At 61.9% G+C, this 21,195-nt stretch carries 21 protein-coding genes; 2 read left to right on the top strand and 19 right to left on the bottom strand.

Annotation, left to right across the window (positions count from 1 at the left end; genetic code table 11):
• Nucleotides 1–13 precede the first annotated feature (13 nt).
• Nucleotides 14–448 carry a GNAT family N-acetyltransferase gene (locus EFB14_RS18285; protein ID WP_126827743.1) on the bottom strand — a complete coding sequence of 145 codons (435 nt, stop codon included), beginning with the start codon at nt 446–448 and terminating at the stop codon, nt 14–16.
• A gap of 16 nt (nt 449–464) precedes the next feature.
• Nucleotides 465–1,418 carry a GNAT family N-acetyltransferase gene (locus tag EFB14_RS18280; protein ID WP_126827741.1) on the bottom strand — a complete coding sequence of 318 codons (954 nt, stop codon included), beginning with the start codon at nt 1,416–1,418 and terminating at the stop codon, nt 465–467.
• 138 nt (nt 1,419–1,556) lie between these two features.
• Here EFB14_RS18280 and EFB14_RS18275 point away from each other — a divergent pair, with 138 nt between their 5' ends.
• Together EFB14_RS18275 and EFB14_RS18270 are read left to right on the top strand one after the other, a co-directional pair.
• A complete protein-coding gene (locus tag EFB14_RS18275; protein WP_126827739.1) occupies nt 1,557–2,492 on the top strand; it encodes a tyrosine recombinase XerC in 936 nt (311 codons plus the stop codon).
• Nucleotides 2,493–2,576: 84 nt separating this feature from the next.
• Nucleotides 2,577–3,653: a TraB/GumN family protein gene (locus EFB14_RS18270; protein ID WP_126827737.1), complete on the top strand. Its 1,077-nt coding sequence runs from the start codon at nt 2,577–2,579 to the stop codon at nt 3,651–3,653.
• A gap of 12 nt (nt 3,654–3,665) precedes the next feature.
• Here the strand turns inward: EFB14_RS18270 and EFB14_RS18265 are convergent, their stop codons facing one another.
• The 17 genes from EFB14_RS18265 to sdhA all read right to left on the bottom strand — a co-directional run bounded on the left by EFB14_RS18265 (nt 3,666) and on the right by sdhA (nt 21,193).
• Nucleotides 3,666–4,166, bottom strand: coding sequence for a cytochrome b (locus tag EFB14_RS18265; RefSeq protein ID WP_126827735.1), 501 nt, complete (start codon nt 4,164–4,166; stop codon nt 3,666–3,668).
• 101 nt (nt 4,167–4,267) lie between these two features.
• A complete protein-coding gene (gene lpdA, locus EFB14_RS18260; RefSeq protein WP_126827733.1) occupies nt 4,268–5,674 on the bottom strand; it encodes a dihydrolipoyl dehydrogenase in 1,407 nt (468 codons plus the stop codon).
• Nucleotides 5,659–5,841, bottom strand: a complete 183-nt coding sequence (locus EFB14_RS18255) for a hypothetical protein (protein ID WP_126827731.1) — start codon at nt 5,839–5,841, stop codon at nt 5,659–5,661. The genes lpdA and EFB14_RS18255 overlap by 16 nt, the downstream gene beginning before the upstream one ends.
• A gap of 21 nt (nt 5,842–5,862) precedes the next feature.
• The gene (locus tag EFB14_RS18250; protein ID WP_126827729.1) at nt 5,863–6,615 is read right to left on the bottom strand and encodes an SDR family oxidoreductase; all 753 of its coding nucleotides are present in this window, start codon (nt 6,613–6,615) and stop codon (nt 5,863–5,865) included.
• Nucleotides 6,612–7,142 carry a hypothetical protein gene (locus tag EFB14_RS18245; RefSeq protein ID WP_126827727.1) on the bottom strand — a complete coding sequence of 177 codons (531 nt, stop codon included), beginning with the start codon at nt 7,140–7,142 and terminating at the stop codon, nt 6,612–6,614. The genes EFB14_RS18250 and EFB14_RS18245 overlap by 4 nt, the downstream gene beginning before the upstream one ends.
• Nucleotides 7,139–7,888 carry a DUF4241 domain-containing protein gene (locus tag EFB14_RS18240; protein ID WP_126827725.1) on the bottom strand — a complete coding sequence of 250 codons (750 nt, stop codon included), beginning with the start codon at nt 7,886–7,888 and terminating at the stop codon, nt 7,139–7,141. Before EFB14_RS18240 ends, EFB14_RS18245 begins: the two co-directional genes overlap by 4 nt.
• A 12-nt stretch (nt 7,889–7,900) precedes the next feature.
• Nucleotides 7,901–9,148 (bottom strand): 2-oxoglutarate dehydrogenase complex dihydrolipoyllysine-residue succinyltransferase, encoded by a 1,248-nt coding sequence (gene odhB / locus EFB14_RS18235; RefSeq protein WP_126827723.1) that lies wholly within the window; start codon nt 9,146–9,148, stop codon nt 7,901–7,903.
• A gap of 39 nt (nt 9,149–9,187) precedes the next feature.
• Nucleotides 9,188–9,496 carry a YciI family protein gene (locus tag EFB14_RS18230; RefSeq protein WP_126827721.1) on the bottom strand — a complete coding sequence of 103 codons (309 nt, stop codon included), beginning with the start codon at nt 9,494–9,496 and terminating at the stop codon, nt 9,188–9,190.
• Between the two features lie 18 nt (nt 9,497–9,514).
• Entirely contained in the window at nt 9,515–12,499 is a 2,985-nt protein-coding gene (locus EFB14_RS18225; RefSeq protein ID WP_126827719.1) for a 2-oxoglutarate dehydrogenase E1 component, read from the bottom strand.
• Between the two features lie 168 nt (nt 12,500–12,667).
• Nucleotides 12,668–13,570 (bottom strand): succinate--CoA ligase subunit alpha, encoded by a 903-nt coding sequence (gene sucD / locus EFB14_RS18220; protein ID WP_126827717.1) that lies wholly within the window; start codon nt 13,568–13,570, stop codon nt 12,668–12,670.
• Between the two features lie 13 nt (nt 13,571–13,583).
• Nucleotides 13,584–14,075, bottom strand: a complete 492-nt coding sequence (locus tag EFB14_RS18215) for a DUF1579 family protein (RefSeq protein ID WP_126827715.1) — start codon at nt 14,073–14,075, stop codon at nt 13,584–13,586.
• Between the two features lie 8 nt (nt 14,076–14,083).
• Entirely contained in the window at nt 14,084–15,277 is a 1,194-nt protein-coding gene (gene sucC, locus EFB14_RS18210; protein WP_126827713.1) for an ADP-forming succinate--CoA ligase subunit beta, read from the bottom strand.
• A 36-nt stretch (nt 15,278–15,313) separates the two neighbouring features.
• Complete coding sequence (gene mdh / locus EFB14_RS18205; protein ID WP_125846107.1) at nt 15,314–16,276, bottom strand: malate dehydrogenase; 963 nt, start codon at nt 16,274–16,276, stop codon at nt 15,314–15,316.
• 174 nt (nt 16,277–16,450) lie between these two features.
• Nucleotides 16,451–17,614 (bottom strand): cell division protein ZapE, encoded by a 1,164-nt coding sequence (zapE, locus tag EFB14_RS18200; protein WP_126827711.1) that lies wholly within the window; start codon nt 17,612–17,614, stop codon nt 16,451–16,453.
• 63 nt (nt 17,615–17,677) lie between these two features.
• Nucleotides 17,678–18,193, bottom strand: coding sequence for a protease inhibitor Inh/omp19 family protein (locus EFB14_RS18195; protein ID WP_126827709.1), 516 nt, complete (start codon nt 18,191–18,193; stop codon nt 17,678–17,680).
• Between the two features lie 360 nt (nt 18,194–18,553).
• Nucleotides 18,554–19,333 (bottom strand): succinate dehydrogenase iron-sulfur subunit, encoded by a 780-nt coding sequence (locus tag EFB14_RS18185; RefSeq protein ID WP_125846104.1) that lies wholly within the window; start codon nt 19,331–19,333, stop codon nt 18,554–18,556.
• 18 nt (nt 19,334–19,351) lie between these two features.
• Nucleotides 19,352–21,193 (bottom strand): succinate dehydrogenase flavoprotein subunit, encoded by a 1,842-nt coding sequence (sdhA, locus tag EFB14_RS18180; RefSeq protein WP_126827707.1) that lies wholly within the window; start codon nt 21,191–21,193, stop codon nt 19,352–19,354.
• Between the last annotated feature and the right edge of the window lie 2 nt (nt 21,194–21,195).

Here is a 21,195-nt window from a genome sequence, read left to right as displayed (position 1 = left end):
GAGGCCCTACCTCCTAGAGCGCGAGAACATGCGTATGGCCGTCCCGCCCGTAGGGCTGAAACCCGAGCGACTCCCAGAATTTTGCCGCGTCGTCGTTTCCCGCGTGAACGGTGACGATGCTGCAGAAGGATCGTGCATGGTCGAGCAGAGCCAGCGCGAGCATCCGGCCGACGCGGTGTCGACGCATTGCGGGATGAACGTAGAAACGCCGCATCCGCAACGCTCCCGCCACTTCGTGTTCCACGGTCACGCCTCCTATGCCGGCGAGCACCTCGCCGATATATGCGCCAAGCAGCCTTTCGCCGTCGTGTTCGAACCTGGTCTCGCCGGCCGACCATTCCTGGATGAGGCGAGTGAGATGGTGATAGCCTTCCCGCCGGGCCTCGCTCTCGAGGGCTGCGATCTCCTGCGGCATTCGATCGCGGATTAAGCGGATGTCGATCGTCATGGCGATGCCGACCTGTCTAGACGGCGGGAACAGGAATCTTCCGGTGCAGCGCCGGTGCGGCCGCTTTGTTCACCGGCTGGAAGACGGCATCTCCATCCCCAGCCATGTCATGCACCGTATGTTTCTCCAGAGCCTTCGTCACCTCGTTGAGGTCACCGTCCAGCTGTTCGGCGGGAATGAGATTGCCGATCACGAAATCGAAGCGGTCCCCCCGTTTATTCAGCAGCTCGTGAAAAACCGTCATGTCGCGAAGTTCCGTCGACCATTTCGCCAGCCAGTAGAACAGGCCGGAATTGCGCGCGGTCATGTGGACGGGCAGGATCGGCAGATTATATTTGCGCGCCAGCCCGACGGCCGAGGTCTTCCAGGGGCGTTCATTCAGCCGGCCGTTGGCCCAATAGGCGATGCGGCCCGAGGGGAAGAGCACCGTCGCCTTGCCTTCCTTCACCGCATGGTTTGTCAGTTGAAGCGTCTCGCGCGCCTTGAGCTTGCTCTTGTACTCCTCCCGCCACTCAACAGGAATGATCATCTCGGCAAAGCGCGGATTGACGCGAATCGCATCGCGATTGGCGAAGAACATCATATCCGGCCGGCGCACCTTCAGGAGATCGAACACCGCGACGCCATCGGCAATACCGGTCGGATGGTTGCTGACGAGGATGAACCCGCCGGAAGCAGGAATGCGCTCGCCATTGACAATGCTGATGTCAAGTTTCAGCACATCGCTCAGATATTCGAACGACTGGAAGCCCGGCATTTTGGCGACGGCATTGGCGAATTCGATCGCCTTGTTATAGCGCAGAAGGGTGTAGAGGAACGGCCGCATGACAGGCCAGAGCGGATTTTTCACAATCCTCTGGCCACGTTCGGCAATCAGCGTATCGACGATATGACCGGGCTTTCCCTGTGAGACGAGAGCGATCGCTTCCGCGAGTTGTCCGAAAGCCGTCATGGAGCCGCGCCGTGCCATGAAAGATCCTGTCTATGGGGAATAAGCTATCGCAGTACAATATGATCTAAGGATGACAAGGCCTGGCCGGCATTAGCAATTCCATAACCGTTCCTGCTTCAAATTGGCGGACTTGAAGGCAAATTCAAGGCCAGTGACGTGAATGAACTATTGATCATCGCCGACCCGAGCCTGATGGCGGAACGGGCCGCATGGCTCGAAAACCTCGCCCGCGAGCGTCGTCTTTCAGAGCACACGCTCGACGCTTACGAGCGCGACACCCGCCAGTTCCTGACCTTCCTGACCGGTCATCTCGCCGGCCCGGTGACACTCGGCGATATAAGGGAATTGCGCCCGGCCGATTTCCGCGCCTTCCTCGCAGCCCGGCGCAAACAGGGCTCCGGTGCCCGTTCGCTCGGCCGTAATCTCGCCGGTCTTCGTTCGCTGCTGCGCCACCTCGAAAAGAAAGGGCTGGTCAATGCCGCCGGTGCCGGCGCGATACGCTCGCCGAAGCAGCCGAAATCGCTGCCCAAGCCGCTTTCGGACACACAGGCGATCGCCGTCGTCAGCGACGAAGCCCAGCTCCACGACGAACCCTGGATCGCCGCGCGCGATGCGGCCGTGATGACGCTGCTCTATGGCTGCGGCCTGCGTATCTCCGAGGCGTTGGATCTCGTACCCACAGATCTCCACAAGGGCGCAACGACGCTGCGCATCACCGGCAAGGGCAACAAGACCCGGCTGGTGCCGTTGCTATCGGTGGTTTTCGACGCCGTCGAGAAATATCGCGCGCTGTGCCCGTACCATCTCGAAAGCGGCGAACCGCTGTTTCGCGGCGCCCGCGGCGGCAAGCTGCAGCCGGCAATCATCCAGCGGGCCATGCAGAAGATGCGCAGCGCTTTCGGCCTGCCGGAAACAGCAACGCCCCATGCGTTGCGCCACTCCTTCGCCACGCACCTGCTTGCCGGCGGCGGCGATCTGCGCACCATTCAGGAATTGCTCGGCCATGCCAGCCTTTCCACGACGCAGGTCTACACCGGGGTCGATGCGTCGCGGCTGCTTGAGGTGTATGATCGTGCCCATCCGCGCGCGTAACTTTCTGTTAACGCATTCTCTTAAAGGAATATGCGCAAGCCGGGCGTAGAGCATGATGCGCAAAGGCATGTGGGGAATACCATCATGACGACATCAATCGGCCGCCGGACGTTTCACCTTGCAGCGCCGGGCAATCTGCTGCTCTGGCTGATGGCAGCCCTTCACATGCTGCTTCTCGCGGCCCTGCTTGCCGTGCTTCTGGCTGCGCGGCCGGCGACGGCCGCCGATGAGAGCTGTACCGGCCGCAACCTGATGGTCGAGCTGCAGCAGAACGATCCCACCCGCTACGCCGAAGCGCTGAAGGAAGCCGACGCGACGCCGAACGGCAAGGGCATCTTCTGGAAAATCGAGAAGCCGGGAATTCAACCCTCGTGGCTGCTCGGCAGCATGCATGTCACCGATCCGCGCGTGCTGGCCCTGCCGCCGCGTGCCCAGGCTGCCCACGACGCCGCCGATACGATCATCATTGAATCCGACGAAATCCTCGACGAACGCAAAGCGACCGCCGCCCTGCTCGCAAGGCCGGAGCTGACGATGTTCACCGACGGCACGACGATCGACAAGCTGCTCTCGCCGGAGGATTACAAGCGCCTCGAAGCCGGCCTCAAGCAGCGCGGTATCCCGCTCACCGCCGTCTCCCGCATGCGGCCCTGGATGATATCCAGCGCTGTCGCTCTCCCGGCCTGCGAAATCGCCCGCAAGGCCAAAGGCGTGCAATTCCTCGACCAGAAAATCGCCACCGATGCCGTTGCCCAGGGAAAGCAGGTCAAGGGGCTGGAAACCCTTGCCGAGCAGATCCAGGCCATGGCCGACCTGCCGGTTGAATTCCATGTGAAGTCACTGATCGAGACGCTGGAGCTCGGCGACAAGATGAACGACGTCGTCGAAACGATGACGGATCTCTATCTCTCCGGCGATATCGGTATGACCATGCCGATGCTGAAGACCGTGACGCCGCAGGACAAGGACGACAGCAGCGACTACGCCGCCTTCGAACAGCGCGTCATCCTCGACCGCAACAAGGTTATGGCCGAGCGCGCCGCCCCCATCCTCGACAGCGGCAACGTCTTCATGGCCGTAGGCGCCCTGCACCTGCCCGGCGAGCAAGGTGTCATCGAACTGCTGCGCAAGCAGGGCTTTACCGTCACCGCGGTCAACTGAGCTGACGGGCGATCAGCCAAGCGTCATGCGGCGCAGCGCGTTGCTTTTCCAATAGAATTGATGGGCGAGCGCGCCGGCGACATGGGCCGCGATCAGCGCCCAGAGAATGATCTTCAGGATATCCGCGTGGAGCGAACCGGCGGAATGAATGCCGAAGTAGTAGGCGGCTAAACCCGAAAGCGGCATTGCGAAGATCAGGATATAAAGCCCGACATGGGCAAGCTTCGCCGCAAGACGGAAGATCGCCGGCTCCTCTGAGACCTCCGACGGTACACCCTGGATAAAGCGCAGACAGAGCCTGAGGATAGCGAGCACCAGGATGGCGATGCCGACATAGGCATGAATATTCGCCGACGAAATCTGCTCGGGCGTCGGCACCTCACCTCTGCGAATGAGTCGGTGCCAGATATTCATTCCATCAGGAAACAACAGATTGAAGAAGATCAGCAGCGCCACCGCCCAGTGAAGGAAACGCTGGCTGACACTGTAAGTCATGACGGACGGTTGCTGCATTCCTGATCTCCGTGAGATGCCCTAACTCTGCGGTGCAGACAACTAAAACAGCCGCTCACCTCTCGGCAAGCGGCTGCATGCTTCCTTACGAAGATGTAAGATTACATATGGATCGGCTTAAAGAAGGTCGCGAGCGCAGCCTCCTTGACCGCTTCGGACATCGTCGGATGCGCATGGCAGGTCCGGCCGAGATCTTCCGACGATCCGCCGAATTCCATCAGCACGGCGATCTCGTGGATCATTTCGCCGGCGCCGAAGCCGACGATATGGCCGCCGAGCACGCGGTCGGTTTCCTTGTCGGCGAGGATCTTGACGAAACCATCAGTCGCCAGCATCGCGCGGGCGCGGCCGTTTGCCGTGAACGGGAACTTGCCGACCTTGTAGGCGATGCCTGCCGCCTTCAGCTCTTCTTCGGTCTTGCCGACGGAGGCGATCTCCGGCTGGGTATAGACAACGCTCGGAATGACCTCGTAATTGACATGGCCATGCTGGCCGGCGAGGATTTCGGCAAGCGCCACGCCCTCGTCTTCCGCCTTATGCGCCAGCATCGGGCCCTTCACCACGTCACCGATCGCATAGATGCCGGCCACATTCGTCTTGAAGTGGCCGTCGATCTCGACGCGGCCGCGATTGTCGAGCGCCACACCTGCCTCTTCGAGGCCGAGGCCTGCCGTATAAGGCTTGCGGCCGGTGGCGATCAGCACGACTTCGGCCTCAAGCGTCACCTTGTCGCCGCCCTTGACCGGCTCGAAAGTGACCTTGGCGCCCTTGCCGCCCTTCTCGACGCCGGTGACCTTGGCGCTGAGATTGAAATCGATGCCCTGCTTGGCGAGCATGCGCTGGAACTGCTTGGAGACTTCGCCGTCCATGCCGCCGAGGATGGTGTCGAGATATTCGACGACCGTGACCTTGGCACCGAGGCGCGACCAGACCGAGCCGAGTTCGAGGCCGATGACGCCGCCGCCGACGACGATCAGCGTCTCCGGCACCTTCTCCAGCGCAATGCCGCCGGTGGACGAAATGATGGTCTTTTCATCGATCTCGACCTGGACGCCCGGAATGCCGGCAACATCGGAACCGGTGGCGATGACGATGTTCTTGCCCTCGATCTGCTGCACTGTGCCGTCTTCAGCCGTGACGGAAACCTTGCCGGCCGAGACGACCTTGCCGGTGCCTTGGAAGGCATCGATCTTGTTCTTCTTGAAAAGGAAGGCGACGCCGTCGACATTCGACTTCACCGTCGCATCCTTGTGCGCCATCATATTGCCGAGGTTGAGCGTCGGCGCCGACACGTCGATGCCAAGCGTGCTCAATCCGTGGCCGGCCTGATGGAACATTTCGGAAGCATGCAGCAGCGCCTTCGACGGAATGCAGCCGACGTTCAAGCAGGTACCGCCATAGGTCGCGCGCTTTTCGACAACGGCAACCTTGAGGCCGAGCTGAGCCGCCTTGACCGCGCAGACATAGCCGCCCGGGCCGGTTCCGATAATGATCACATCGTAGGACATTGCTTTTTCCCTTTGGATTTTTCGTTTAGTCGGCCGCGCGCGACGAGCGCCGCTCCGGTAATGCGGTTGAACCATTTGCCGGCAAACCAGGCGACCAGCGCCATCGCCATGCCGATGCCAATCGAGCAGACGGCCATCAGGCCGAGAAATTCGAAGATATATGGCATGCTGTTTTTCGCCCTATCCCGCTAGCGGCCGCCGCTCACGTTGAGGATCGCGCCCGTTACATAGGAAGCCGAAGGAGAGAGGAGATAGAGGATCGCTTCCGCCACTTCTTCGGCTGTCCCCGCGCGCTGCATCGGGATTGATGACGCCATTTCGCGCACCCGGTCCGGCAGCCCGCCCGAGGCATGCAGATCGGTTTCGATGATGCCCGGCCTGACGGCATTCACCCGGACGCCCTCTGCCGCGACTTCACGCGCAAGCCCGATCGTGAACGTATCGATGGCCGCCTTCGAGGCGGCATAATCGACGTATTGCGTCGCCGAACCGAGAACCGCCGCCATCGACGAGACATTGACGATCGCGCCACCCCCGCCGCCATGACGGCTCGACATGCGGCGCACGGCTTCTCCCGCACAAAGGATGGAGCCGGTTACATTGATGCGCAGCATTCGTTCGACCCGCTCCGCCGACATCTCGTCGACACGCTGCGGATAATCGACGACGCCGGCATTGTTGACGAGCCCGTCCAGCCGGCCGAAATGACGATCGACGGCGGCAAACATCGAGGCGATGTCGGCAGCCTTGCCGACGTCCCCCTCGATGGCAATGGCCTCGCCACCGGCCTCGGTGATTGCCGCAACGACCGCCTCCGCCGCCTGACGGTTAGCGGCGTAGTTCACGGCAACACGCCAGCCCTGGCGTGCGGCAAGCCGCGAGACGGCCGCGCCGATGCCACGGCTTCCGCCGGTCACGAGAACAACAGGTGCATCACTCATGTCGCGCACTCCTTGAAGGTCAGAACGTCCCAGGGCGCCACGGAAGCCTTGCCTTCGCCCCAGGCGCTCGATTCGCGGATGGCGGGACCGAGGCCGGGAAGCACGAGCTTTTCGGCCGCTTCAGCGCCTTCCGGCTGCAGATTGTCCATCTCGCCCTTGGCATCCATACCGTAGACAGCGCCCTGCCAGACCGTGCAGGCGTCGAGATCGGCGCCGGTCGCGTCGCCCTCGGGGCAATTGAACATCAGAATGCCGATGGCGCGCACCGGATCTTCCGATGGCATGACATAGCCTTCCATGATGACGGATGTCTTGAGCGCACTGATCTTGAACTGGTTGCTGGCGGCAGCCGAGGCAGAATTCAGCGGCGCAAAGCGCAGTTCATAGGCGCCATCACGATCAACGTAGACGGCCCGTTCCTGCTTGCATGCTGCAGCGAACACGGTAGCGGGAACGGCGAAAAACGCTGCGGCTGCCAGCGCGGCCACACCCTTGCCTCCCGTCGTGATACCAATCCTTCCGTTCATTGTACTTTCGGCTCTCGCCGCCCGTCGGCATTCTCGATCACGCTGAAATCGGTCAGCAACACCAGCGGGTGGCCGTCCTTGTCGAGCCCCCAGAAGACGGGATAGAAACCGTCGCCCCAGCCGCTCCGGAATACGGCGACATTGCCCTTCTTGTCCGCGACCGGCCGGTGCAGCGCATAGGCGCCCTTGTTGGCATTGAGGTCCGAGGCCAGCACGTCGTCATAATAGTTGACGTCGGCATCAGGTTTTTGCGCCTGAACCTGCGCCTCCCGCTCCCCCATCAGATCGAGCGTATCTGCATCCATGTAGCAGCCGAGGCCGGCATCGACGGGATAGCCGAAGATCTCGCCATCCTTCAGCGTTGCCGTGTCCTGCCCGGGCAAGACCGCAAGCTCCCAATGATCCGGCTTGCCTTCGGCAAACCGCATGCTGGCGGCCGCGATGCGTCCGCGGACCCGGTAGAGCGTCACCGGATATTGTCCCGGCACAACCGTTCTGGCGAATGCGGGACGATCCGGCTGGGCGAGCAGATCGGCAGCGACGATGCGCCCCGAGGTCAACTCGACATTGCCCATATGAATCACCTCGATCGACCGTCCGGACAGTTCCGAGTCGCTCAGAGCCGCCAGCTCGAAATTGCTGCTCGCCTTGCCGATATCCCAGCCGGCTGCCGATGCGGAAACCGGAGCATGCACGCTGGCAGCGCAAAGAAGAAGGCGCGCCGCTCGCATGATCCGGTTCCGCATGGCAAAGCTCCCTTAGAGATCGAGAACCAGACGTTCGGGATCTTCGAGGCTCTCCTTGACGCGAACGAGGAAGGTCACTGCTTCCTTACCGTCGACGATGCGGTGATCGTAGGAAAGCGCCAGATACATCATCGGACGGATGACCACCTGGCCGCCGATCGCCACCGGACGCTCCTGGATCTTGTGCATGCCGAGAATGCCGGACTGCGGTGCGTTGAGGATCGGCGAGGACATCAGCGAGCCGTAGACGCCGCCGTTCGAGATGGTGAAGGTGCCGCCCTGCATGTCGGCCATCGAAAGCTGGCCGTCGCGGGCTGCCTTGCCGAGGCGACCGATTTCCTTTTCGATTTCGGCGATCGACATCTGGTCGGCATCGCGCACGATCGGAACCACGAGGCCCTTGTCGGTGCCGACGGCGACGCCGATATGGCAGTAATTCTTGTAGATGATGTCGGTGCCGTCGATCTCGGCATTAACAGCCGGAAGCTCCTTCAGCGCATGCGTCACCGCCTTGGTGAAGAAGCCCATGAAGCCGAGCTTGACGCCGTGCTTCTTCTCGAAAACGTCCTTGTACTTGTTGCGCAGGTCCATGACCGCCTTCATGTCCACCTCGTTGTAGGTGGTCAGCATGGCGGCGGTGTTCTGCGCGTCCTTGAGGCGCTTGGCAATCGTCTGACGCAGGCGCGTCATCTTCACGCGCTCTTCGCGCGAGGCGTCCTCAACCGTCGAGGGGCCGCGCGCGGCAACCGGCGTCGCTGCCGGTGTTGCCGCCGGAGCGGAAATACCCTTGGCGACGGCAGCGATGACATCGCCCTTCAGCACCTGGCCGCGCTTGCCGCTGCCGTCGATCTGATCGGCGGACAGATTGTTTTCGGCCAGCATCTTCGCAGCTGCCGGAGCGGACGGCATGGTGGAGACGGAAGCGCTCGACGAGGATGCGGCAACAGCGACCGGGGCGGCCGGCGCTGGAGCAGCGGGGGCTGCGGCCGGTGCAGTGGCAGCCGGCGCGGCAGCAGCGGCAGCGCCTACGGCGATCTGCCCGAGCAGCGCGCCGAGGCCGACGGTTTCGCCGGCAGCGGCGACGATTTCCGAAAGCGTGCCGGAAGCGGGTGCGGGAACTTCGATGGTCACCTTGTCGGTTTCAAGCTCGAGAATCGGCTCGTCAGCCTTGATGGCGTCGCCGACCTTCTTGAACCAGGTGCCGACGGTTGCCTCGCTGACGGATTCACCGAGAGTTGGAACGCGGATTTCTGTGGCCATTGTTCAGATCCTGATTTCGTGTGTGTTCGTTTATGCGTTTCAAACGGCGGGCGGCCGCGAGATGATCGAAGGCATCGGCAGAATATCGAAACGGAAACCGAGACCGGACGTGATGATCGGATCGCTATCGGCAAGAGCCTGCGCCGCCGCCTGATCTTCGACTTCGACGACCGCCATGCCCCAGGCGCCTTCACCCTCAAAGACGGGACCGACTGTTATCGCCGATCCCGCAAAGGCGTTCCGCTGCCAGTATTCGGCATGGCGTTTCATCGCCGCCATTTCCTCTCCGGTCCCGTCATGCGGGAAGGTTGGGCGCGGCGGCAGCAGTCTCAGAAAGAAATAAGCCATCGCGCCCTCCCCTTGTTTTTAGCTGCCCAATGCATCCTCGAGGAATGCCGAAAGCTGCGATAGGTGTTTGGACATCAGACCCGTCGCCGGCGAGGCGGCGGCCGGCCGGCCGGTATAACGGACGCGCTGGTATTTCGCATCGATATGCGCGAGCACCCACTCGAGGAACGAGTCGATGAACGACCAGGCGCCCATGTTCTTCGGCTCTTCCTGGCACCAGACCATTTCGGCGTTGCGGAAGCGTGACAGCTCGTTGATGAGCGCCTTTGCCGGGAACGGATAGAGCTGTTCGAGGCGAAGGAGATAGATGTCGTCGATGCCGCGCTTTTCACGTTCCTCGAGAAGATCGAAGTAGACCTTGCCGGAGCACATGACGACGCGGCGGATCTTGTTGTCCTTCTGCAGCTTGATCGGGCCGTCCTTGATCACTTCGGCATCGTCCCAGAGCAGGCGATGGAAGGAGGATTCGCCGGCCAGCTCGGCAAGCGTGGAGACCGCCCGCTTATGGCGCAGCAACGACTTCGGCGTCATCAGGATCAGCGGCTTGCGGAAGTCACGCTTCAGCTGCCGGCGCAGGATGTGGAAGTAGTTTGCCGGCGTCGTGACGTTGGCGACCTGCATGTTGTCTTCCGCGCAGAGCTGCAGGAAACGCTCCAGACGAGCCGAGGAGTGCTCCGGACCCTGGCCCTCATAGCCGTGCGGCAGCAGGCAGACGAGGCCCGACATGCGCAGCCACTTGCGTTCGCCCGACGAGATGAACTGGTCGAAGACCACCTGCGCGCCGTTGGCGAAATCGCCGAACTGCGCTTCCCAGAGCGTCAGTGCATTCGGGCGGGCGAGCGAATAGCCATATTCGAAACCGAGCACGGCCTCTTCCGAAAGCATCGAGTTGATGACTTCGTAACGGGCCTGCGTCGGCGACAGGTTGGCGAGCGGAATGTAACGTTCCTCGGTCTCCTGATCGTAGAGAACCGAGTGGCGCTGCGAGAAGGTGCCGCGTTCGCAATCCTGGCCGGACAGGCGGATCTTGTGGCCTTCGATGCAGAGCGAACCAAAAGCCAGCGCTTCGGCCATCGCCCAGTCGAGGCCCTCGCCGGTGGCGATCATGTTGGCGCGGTTTTCCATGAAGCGCTGGATCGTGCGGTGCGCATTGAAGCCGGCCGGGATCTCGGAGAGCTTGCGGCCGATCTCCTTCAATGTCTTCATCGGCACGGCGGTCTTGCCGCGGCGCTGTTCGTCGGCATTGTCGGCCGTGCGCAGGCCCGACCACTCGCCATCAAGCCAGTCGGCCTTATTAGGCTTGTAGTGCTGGCCGGCCTCGAACTCCTGCTCGAGATGCGCGCGCCAGTCGGCCTTCATCTTCTCGACTTCGCCATCGGTGAGGAGACCTTCGCGGACGAGACGTTCCCCATAGAGCTGCAGCACCGTCTTGTGGCCGCGGATGACCTTGTACATCTTCGGCTGCGTGAAGGACGGCTCATCGCCTTCATTGTGGCCGTAGCGGCGGTAGCAGAACATGTCGAGCACCACAGGCTTGTGGAACTTCATGCGGAATTCGGTCGCGATCTTGGCTGCATAAACGACCGCTTCCGGATCGTCGCCGTTGACGTGCAGGATCGGCGCTTCGATCATCTTGGCGACGTCGGACGGATAGGGAGACGAGCGCGAGAAAGCCGGGTTCGTGGTGAAGCCGATCTGGTTGTTGATGATGACATGCATCGTGCCGGCAACGCGGTGGCCGCGCAGACCGGAGAGACCGAGGATTTCGGCAATGACGCCCTGGCCGGCAAAGGCCGCGTCGCCGTGGATCAGGAGCGGCAGAACCTTGGCGCGCTCCGACAGCGGAATGATGTCGCCATCCCACACGGTAGCACTCATATCCTGCTTGGCGCGAACCTTGCCCATGACGACGGGATCGACGATTTCGAGATGCGACGGATTCGCGGTCAGCGAGACGTGCACCTTGTTGCCGTCGAATTCGCGGTCGGAGGATGCACCGAGATGGTACTTCACGTCGCCGGAACCTTCGACTTCGTCGGGTGCGTATGAGCCGCCCTTGAACTCGTGGAAGATGGCGCGGTGCGGCTTGCCCATGACCTGGGAGAGCACGTTCAGACGGCCCCGATGGGCCATGCCGAATACGGCCTCCTTGAGACCGAGATGACCGCCGCGCTTCAGGATCTGCTCGAGCGCCGGGATCAGCGATTCACCGCCGTCAAGGCCGAAGCGCTTGGTGCCCTTGAACTTGACGTCGAGGAACTGTTCGTAGCCTTCAGCTTCAACGAGCTTGGCGAGGATCGCCTTCTTGCCTTCAGCCGAGAAGGCGACGCCCTTGTCCGGACCTTCAATGCGTTCCTGAATCCAGGCCTTTTCCTCCGGATTGGAGATGTGCATGAATTCGACGCCGAGCGTCGAGCAATAGGTGCGCTCGAGGATCTCGATCATCTCGCGAATGGTCGCGTATTCCAAGCCGAGCACGTTGTCGATGAAGATCTTGCGATCGTAATCGGCAGCCGTGAAACCGTAATTTTCAGGCGACAGCTCGCGATAGTCTTCGACAGCAGCGGCGATGCCGAGCGGATCGAGCTTGGCGTGCAGGTGACCGCGCATGCGATAGGCGCGGATCATCATGATGGCGCGCACGGAATCGCGTGTCGCCTGCAGAACGTCGATGCCGTCAGCAGGCTTGCCCTCGGCTGCGGCCTTAGCCTTCACCTTGGTCTCGATGACCTTCTCAACGATACCCCAGTCACCGTCGAGGGCCGACACCAGATCGCCGCTTGCCTGCAGCGGCCAGTTCTTCTTGCGCCAGGAAGCTCCCTTGGCTGCCTTCTTCACATCGGCAGGGTCCTCTTCCAGCGCCTTGAAGAAGGTGCGCCACTGATCGTCGACCGACGCCGGATCCTCTTCGTAGCGCGCATAGAGCTGCTCGATATAGGCGGCGTTGGCGCCATCCAGAAACGAAGTGATCTGAAACTGCTCGTTGGCTTCTTGCCGTGCCATGGTGATATGCGGACGCTTCCGTCCGCCTCCTGACTTTGATGAATTTGCCGGCTTGACCGCCGGCTGCCGCATTCCGATCGCCGCCTGTCCGCGGCGCATCTGCTGGTCTGGTATTCGAGCCGGGCGGAAGGCGCAGATGCCGTTCCTCCGCCCGGTCTGTAGGTGGCTTCAGCCCTTGAGGACTTCAACCAGCGTCTTGCCGAGGCGGGCCGGAGACGGCGACACCTTGATGCCTGCCGATTCCATCGCCGCGATCTTCGATTCCGCATCGCCCTTGCCGCCTGATACCACTGCGCCGGCATGGCCCATGGTGCGGCCCTTCGGCGCCGTGCGGCCGGCGATGAAGCCTGCCATCGGCTTCTTGCGGCCCTTCTTGGCTTCGTCCTTCAGGAACTGGGCCGCGTCTTCTTCAGCCGAGCCGCCGATTTCGCCGATCATGATGATCGAGGTCGTGGCTTCGTCTGCCAGGAACATTTCCAGCACGTCGATGAACTCGGTGCCCTTGACCGGGTCGCCGCCGATGCCGACGGCCGTCGTCTGGCCGAGACCTTCGTTGGACGTCTGGAAGACGGCTTCGTAGGTCAGCGTGCCGGAGCGGGAAACGATGCCGACCGAACCCTTGCGGAAGATCGAGCCCGGCATGATGCCGATCTTGCATTCTTCCGGCGTCAGGATGCCAGGGCAGTTGGGGCCGAGCAGGCGCGACGTGGAGCGGTCGAGGCGAGCCTTGACGCGCACCATGTCCATGACAGGGATGCCTTCGGTGATGCAGGTGATGAACGGGATCTCGGCGTCGATCGCCTCGATGATCGCATCGGCGGCACCGGCCGGCGGGACATAGATGACGGTCGCGTCGGCGCCGGTCTTTTCCTTGCCTTCGGCAACGGTTGCGAAGATCGGCAGGCTTTCGCCCTTCGCGCCGGTCCAGGTTTCGCCGCCTTTCTTCGGGTGGATACCGCCAACCATCTGGGTGCCGTAGTAAGCGAGCGCCTGTTCGGTGTGGAAAGTGCCGGTCTTGCCGGTCAGGCCCTGAACGAGAACCTTGGTGTCTTTGTTGACGAGAATGGACATGCGAGGCCTTTGTTTAGGAGAGGTGGGAAGACGTGAGGGACGCGCGACGATAGGTGCCGCTGACGACCTCCTGCCAAGTATCGCTGCCTGCAGGCGAAAAGCTGACGCCCATCCGGTAGCAGTCTTCATTTTCGAATGCGAATGCGGTGCGCTGTCTGCCGCGCGGTGAAGTCTTCATTAGCACGAGTTCATTGCCGTTCCAGTGGCCGGAAGCCGGCGAGGGCGGCGCAAAACCCGCAGTATCGAACTGGTAGAGCTTGTAAGCCTCGTCCGAACTGTCGAAGCCGAAAACATTGCGGGCTTCGAAGGAAACTTCGCCGTCGCGCATCTGGCGGTAGCGCTGCTCGAGGAAAAATCCGCCGAACAGCGTCTCGCCCGAAAGCTCAGCGCTGGCCTTGCCTTCCCTGGTCCACGCCGATGCCGCAATATGCTCTTCCCCTTCCCAGACGCCGGCAAAGACGTTGAGACGGAAATGAGCAGCCGATGGCGTGGACTGGAAAGCCATGACCGTCCTCAGCCGTTGATCGCCGCGACGATCTTCTTGGCCGCATCGTCGAGATCGTCAGCCGCCGTGATCGCCAGACCCGACTCGTTCAGGATCTTCTTGCCGAGCTCGACATTGGTGCCTTCCAGGCGCACGACGAGCGGAACCTTGAGGCCGACTTCCTTGACCGCAGCAATGACGCCCTCGGCAATGACATCGCACTTCATGATGCCGCCGAAGATGTTGACGAGAATGCCTTCGACCTTGGGATCAGCCGTGATGATCTTGAAGGCCGCTGCAACCTTCTCCTTGCCGGCGCCGCCGCCGACGTCACAGAAGTTAGCCGGCTCCTTGCCGTAGAGCTTGATGATATCCATCGTCGCCATGGCAAGGCCGGCACCGTTGACCATGCAGCCGATATTGCCGTCGAGCGCCACGTAAGCGAGATCCCACTTGGAGGCCTCGATTTCCTTGGCGTCTTCTTCCGTCTCGTCGCGAAGGGTCTTCACGTCGTCATGGCGGAACAGTGCGTTGCCGTCGAAGGACATCTTGGCGTCGAGAACACGCAGATGGCCGTCCTTCATGACGATCAGCGGATTGACCTCAAGCAGGGCCATGTCCTTTTCGCCGAACGCCTTGTAGAGCGCTGGGAAGAGCGACTTGGCGTCTTCGGCAGCTGCACCGTCCAGCTGAAGCGCCTTGGAGATCGCAGCAACGTCGGCAGCCGTAACACCAGCTTCCGGATCGATCGCGATCGTGTGGATCTTCTCAGGCGTGTCGTGAGCAACGGCTTCGATATCCATGCCGCCTTCGGTCGAAACGACAAAGGCCACCTTGCCGACCGAGCGGTCAACCAGCAGCGAGCAATAGAGCTCGCGAGCAATATCGGCGCCGTCTTCGATGTAGAGGCGGTTAACCTGCTTGCCGGCTTCACCGGTCTGCGCGGTTACCAGCGTATTGCCAAGCATTTCCTTGGCATGCGCCACGACTTCGTCGATCGACTTGGCGAGGCGAACGCCGCCCTTGGCATCCGGGCCGAGTTCCTTGAACTTGCCCTTGCCGCGGCCGCCAGCGTGGATCTGGCTCTTGACCACGTAAAGCGGGCCGGGAAGCGACTTGGCGGCAGCTTCGGCTTCCTCGACCTTGAGGATAGCCACACCCTGCGCAACCGGCGCGCCATAGCCCTTCAGCAGAGCCTTGGCCTGATATTCATGAATGTTCATGGGTTTGTCCCTATTTCGATAACGTCAGCGCACCAATTACTTGAGGGCGGGCGCGATGTTGATGCAGGCTTCGCAGAGACCGGCGACGGCGCCGACCGACTTGTCGAAGGCTTCCTTCTCGGTCTTGTTGAGGTCGATCTCGATGATGCGCTCGACGCCGCCGGCACCGATGACCGTGGGAACGCCGACATACATGTCCTTGACGCCGTACTGGCCGGTGAGGTGAGCAGCGCAAGGAAGGACGCGCTTCTTGTCCTTGAGGTAGGATTCGGCCATTTCGATCGCCGAGGCGGCCGGCGCATAGTAGGCCGAGCCGGTCTTCAGCAGGCCGACGATCTCGGCGCCGCCGTCACGGGTGCGCTGGATGATCTCTTCGAGGCGCTCCTTGGTGACCCAGCCCATGGTGACGAGATCGGTGAGCGGAATGCCGCCGACGGTGGAGTAGCGGGCGAGCGGCACCATCGTGTCGCCGTGGCCGCCGAGAACGAAAGCGGTCACGTCCTGGACGGAAACGTTGAATTCCCGAGCGAGGAAGAGGCGGAAACGCGAGGAGTCGAGAACGCCGGCCATGCCGACGACCTTGTTGGCGGGAAGGCCGGAGAACTTCTGCAGCGCCCAGACCATGGCGTCGAGCGGATTGGTGATGCAGATCACGAAAGCGTTCGGGGCATATTTCTTGATGCCGGCGCCGACCTGCTCCATGACCTTGAGGTTGATGCCGAGAAGGTCGTCGCGGCTCATGCCCGGCTTGCGCGGAACACCGGCGGTGACGATGCAGACATCGGCACCTTCGATCGCGGAATAGTCGCTGGCGCCGGTCAGATTGGCGTCGAAGCCTTCGACCGGGGAGGACTGTGCGATGTCGAGACCCTTGCCCTGGGGAATGCCGTCCGCAATGTCGAAGAGGACGATGTCGCCCAGCTCCTTCAGGCCGGCGAGATGCGCCAGCGTGCCACCAATCATGCCAGAACCAATGAGTGCGATCTTGTTACGCGCCATTTCGCCGTTTCCTTTGCGATCAAATTCGTCGGACGACGCCAAGGCACCGCCCAATGACGCAATCGCATAGACCCAAAGCCTAAAAATGGCAATCCATTATTTTTGATGCAGCATTTTCAATCGTTTAGATACTAAAATTCTTACGTAAACGTAAGATATTCTGTCATAGGATTGTTACTCTGCGGCGTGCTTCTCATGGTGCAACGCAAGATATTCCGCACTGCGCATTTCAAACAGGCGCGACGCCGTGCGATCGAATTCGAAGCCCTCGGTGCCCCGGCGGTGGAGAAGCAGTTCCTCCGGCATCGCCGCCGCGGAAACATAAAGCCGCACGGCGTGATCATAGAGCGTATCGACCAGAATGATGAATCGCTTGATCTGGTTCCGTTTTTCCGGCCCGAGCAAGGGAACGTGATCGAGGAAGACCGTATCGAAGCGTTTGGCGATGGCGAGGAAATCACTCGCCCCGAGCGGCTTGTCGCAAAGGTCGGCGAAGGAGAACCGCGCCATGCGGTCGGCGGCGAGCGGCACATGAATGGAGCGCCCCTTCATCGGAATCTCGAGCGGCTGCGCCTTGCGCCCGTGCAGCGCCTGCGTCCAGGAGGCCTCCATCGCCATGTCGTTATGTTCGCTGATCGGCACCAGGTAGACCGGCTGGCTGTTCAGCTTTTCCATCCGGTAGTCGGTTGGCGAATCCAGCGTTACGACATCGACATGCTGCTTGAGCAGGGTGACGAAGGGGAGGAAGAGGCCGCGGTTGAGGCCATCCCTGTAGAGATTGTCCGGCTCGACGTTCGAAGTCGCGACCAGCACGCATCCCCGCGCAAAGAGCTCGGAAAACAGCCGCGACAGGATCATCGCATCGGCAATGTCGGTGACCGTGAACTCGTCGAAGCAGAGCAGTTCCGCTTCCTCGTAGAGCGCTGCGGCGACCGGCGGCATCGGATCGGCCTGCTTGGTCTCGCCGTTCTTCAGCTTCAGCCGGTGCGCCGCGATGCGGTTGTGCACATCAGCCATGAATTCGTGGAAATGCGCCCGACGCTTCTTCCTGGACGGCGCCATCGAGAAGAACATGTCCATCAGCATGGTCTTGCCGCGCCCGACGCTGCCGTGGATGTAAAGCCCCTTGATGCCGCCCACGGCCTTCTTCTTCGAGGCGAATAGCCAGCCGAGCGCGCTCGATTTAGCAGCCGGGCGTTGCTGCTTCAGCCCGGCAAGCACCCGGTCCAGGCTTTTCGCCACGTCCATCTGGGCGGAATCGACCTGCAGCGCACCGGAAACCGTCAGCGATTTGAGCTGTTCGCAGACGCTGAGCGCATAATCTGGCATTGGCTGCATGAGGGCATATCCGCCTGTCAGTCACCAGCGGGAGCCGCCGGATCGTTTACCGCGCCGGTTGGTTTACCGGCTGAGGCTGATCTGCTGGCCTGTGCTGGTCTGTCCCTCGAAGCGGTTGTCGGCCGTCTTGTAGACGCTGCCGATCTGGTTGCCCGAGCGGTCCTTGAGCAGCACCTGCTTGCCGGCAACCTCCCAGGAGCCCATCGCCGTCAGCTCGCCGACGCAGCCGCGTGTGCCGCCGCGTGAACCGCTGCCGAGATTGGTGAGCGTCAGGAACATGTCGCAAGAGCCGTTGACACGCCAGCTTCCGACCATCGATTCCTTGGTAACATCAAGCGCATTCGTGGCAACCGCGCCCGGCTGCGCACCCGGCATTGGCGACGCCGACGCTGGCGCGGCCGGAAACTGCGAGCTGCCGGTCGGCGGGGGAAGCTGCCCTCCCTGCACCGAGGGAACCGGCTGGGCCGTCAACGGCGCCGGCGCAGCGTTCGAGTTGGAGCTGTAATCATATGCCGTACGCTGACAACCGGCTAGCGACAGAACCACCACCAGACCTGTCATCGCATATCGCAACTGCATCATCATACTCCTGGATTCGGCATTGGCCGCAGAGAAAAGGGCGTGAGACAAGGTCGATTATCGTAATTCGGTTTGGTTAATCAAGTCGGGCGGCACAAATTGCCCGTGACAACAACTAACCGAAAAACGATACAGTTCAACTGTCCCGCTACAAAACTTCCTGCACATAGAATTTGTCAGCAAGGTGTTGGGTGCGTTCATCCCTGTCCGCATTCCGGTCGAATTCCGGCAATGTCTCGGAATAACGCTCAAACGAACTCTACCGAAAGGATCGCACCGGCCCGACACAGATACTGGCGACCTGATCTCTGACGGCTTCGGGATCGAAGTCGTCTATTCCACCCACGCCATGCACGTTGATCAGACCCGGCGCTCGACCATCATCTTCTTGATTTCGGCGATTGCCTTGGCCGGGTTGAGGCCCTTCGGGCAGGTCTGCGCGCAGTTCATGATCGTGTGGCAACGGTAGAGGCGGAACGGATCCTCCAGATTGTCGAGACGCTCGCCGGTCGCCTCGTCTCTGGAGTCGATGAGCCAGCGATAGGCCTGGAGGAGAACAGCAGGGCCGAGATAGCGGTCGCCGTTCCACCAGTAGCTCGGACAGGAGGTCGAGCAGCAGGCGCAGAGGATGCATTCATAGAGGCCGTCGAGCTTCTGCCGGTCCTCATGGCTCTGCTTCCATTCCTTGGCCGGCGCCGGCGAGACCGTCTTCAGCCAGGGCTCGATCGAACGATGCTGGGCGTAAAAGTTGGTCAGATCAGGAACCAGATCCTTGACGACGGGCAGATGCGGCAGCGGATAGATCTTCACCGTGCCCTTGATATCGTCGAGGCCCTTGGTGCAGGCAAGCGTGTTCGTGCCGTCGATGTTCATCGCGCAGGAGCCGCAGATGCCCTCGCGACAGGAGCGACGCAGCGTCAGCGTCGGGTCGATCTTGTTCTTGATGTAGAGCAGACCGTCGAGCACCATCGGGCCGCAATCGTCGACATCGATGTAGAACGTATCGATCGACGGGTTCTGGCCGTCGTCCGGGCTCCAGCGGTAGACACGAAACTCGCGGGTGTTCGTCGCACCCGCCGGCTTCGGCCAGACCTTGCCTTCGCGCATCTGAGAATTCTTGGGGAGAGCGAGTTCAACCATATCAGGTTCCTCTTGAGATCAGTAGACGCGGGCCTTGGGCTCGATCTTGTGCGGATCGATGCCTTCCGCGATCAGGTCGGTGTGGACCGGCCGGTAATCGAGTTTCACGTCGCCTGCCTCGTTCACCCAGGCAAGCGTGTGCTTGCGCCAGTTGACGTCGTCGCGCCCGCCAAAGGGGCCGGAGGTGAAGTCTTCGCGGGCATGTGAGCCGCGGCTTTCCTTGCGGGCCTCGGCGCCGTAGATCGTCGTGATGGCGTTGGCCATCAGGTTCTGCAGCTCCAGCGTCTCCACCAGGTCCGAGTTCCAGACCATCGAACGGTCGGTGACCTTGATGTCACGCATCTCCTGCCAGATCGCCGAGATGCGGTGGCAACCGGATTCCAGCGATTCCTGCGTGCGGAAGACGGCGGCGTCTTCCTGCATGGCGCGCTGCATCTTCTCGCGCAGGGCAGCCGTCGGCGTCCCGCCAGGGGCATGGCGCAGGCCGTCGAAGCGGTCCATGATCTTGTCGCAGGCTGCGACGTTGAGATGCGGGATCGGCGCGGAGCGGTCGATGACCTCGCCGGCGCGGATCGCCGCGGCGCGGCCGAAGACCACGAGGTCGATCAGCGAGTTGGAGCCGAGGCGGTTGGCGCCGTGCACCGAGGCGCAACCGGCTTCACCCACAGCCATCAGGCCGGGGATGATCCGCTCCGGATTGGCGCCGTCGGCGTTCAGCACTTCGCCCCAATAGTTCGTGGGAATGCCGCCCATATTGTAGTGAACGGTCGGCAGCACCGGGATCGGCTCGCGGGTGACGTCGACGCCTGCGAAGATCTTGGCGCTCTCGGAAATCCCCGGCAGGCGTTCATGAAGAACGGCCGGATCGAGGTGGTCGAGATGCAGGAAGATGTGGTCCTTGTTCTTGCCGACGCCGCGGCCTTCGCGGATCTCAAGCGTCATGCAGCGCGAAACGACATCGCGCGACGCAAGATCCTTGGCCGAGGGCGCGTAACGCTCCATGAAGCGCTCGCCCTCGGAATTGACGAGGTAGCCGCCTTCGCCGCGCGCGCCCTCGGTGATCAGACAGCCCGAACCGTAGATGCCGGTTGGGTGGAACTGAACGAATTCCATGTCCTGCAGCGGCAGGCCGGCACGCGCCACCATGCCGCCGCCGTCGCCGGTGCAGGTATGGGCAGAGGTTGCCGAGAAATAGGCGCGACCGTAGCCGCCTGTTGCCAGCACCACCATCTTGGCGGCAAAGCGATGGATCGTGCCGTCATCGAGGCACCAGGCGACGACGCCGGTGCAGCGGCTGCCGTCTTCCGACATGATCAGGTCGAGCGCGAAGTATTCGATGAAGAATTCGGCGTTGTTGCGCAGCGACTGGCCGTAGAGCGTATGAAGGATGGCGTGGCCGGTGCGGTCGGCGACGGCGCAGGTACGCTGCACCGGAGGGCCTTCGCCGTAATTCTGCATGTGGCCGCCGAACGGGCGCTGATAGATCTTGCCTTCCTCGTTGCGCGAGAACGGCACGCCGTAATGCTCGAGCTCATAGACCGCCTTCGGCGCTTCCATGGTGAGATACTGCATGGCGTCGACGTCGCCGAGCCAGTCCGAACCCTTGACGGTGTCGTAAAGGTGCCACTGCCAGCTGTCGGGCGTCATGTTGCGCAGCGAAGCGGCAATGCCGCCCTGGGCTGCGACGGTGTGCGAACGGGTCGGGAATACCTTGGTGATGCAGGCCGTGCGGAAACCCTGCTCGGCCATCCCAAGCGTGGCGCGCAGGCCGGCGCCGCCGGCGCCGACGACGATCACGTCATAGGAGTGATCGACATATTTGTAGGCCTTGCCATTCTGGGCGGGGGAGGTCGGTGCCATGT

It is taken from the genome of Rhizobium fabae (assembly GCF_003985135.1).
Lineage (GTDB): Bacteria > Pseudomonadota > Alphaproteobacteria > Rhizobiales > Rhizobiaceae > Rhizobium > Rhizobium pisi.
Note: the sequence above shows the minus strand (reverse complement) of the source record. Positions and strands in the feature narration are given on the sequence as shown.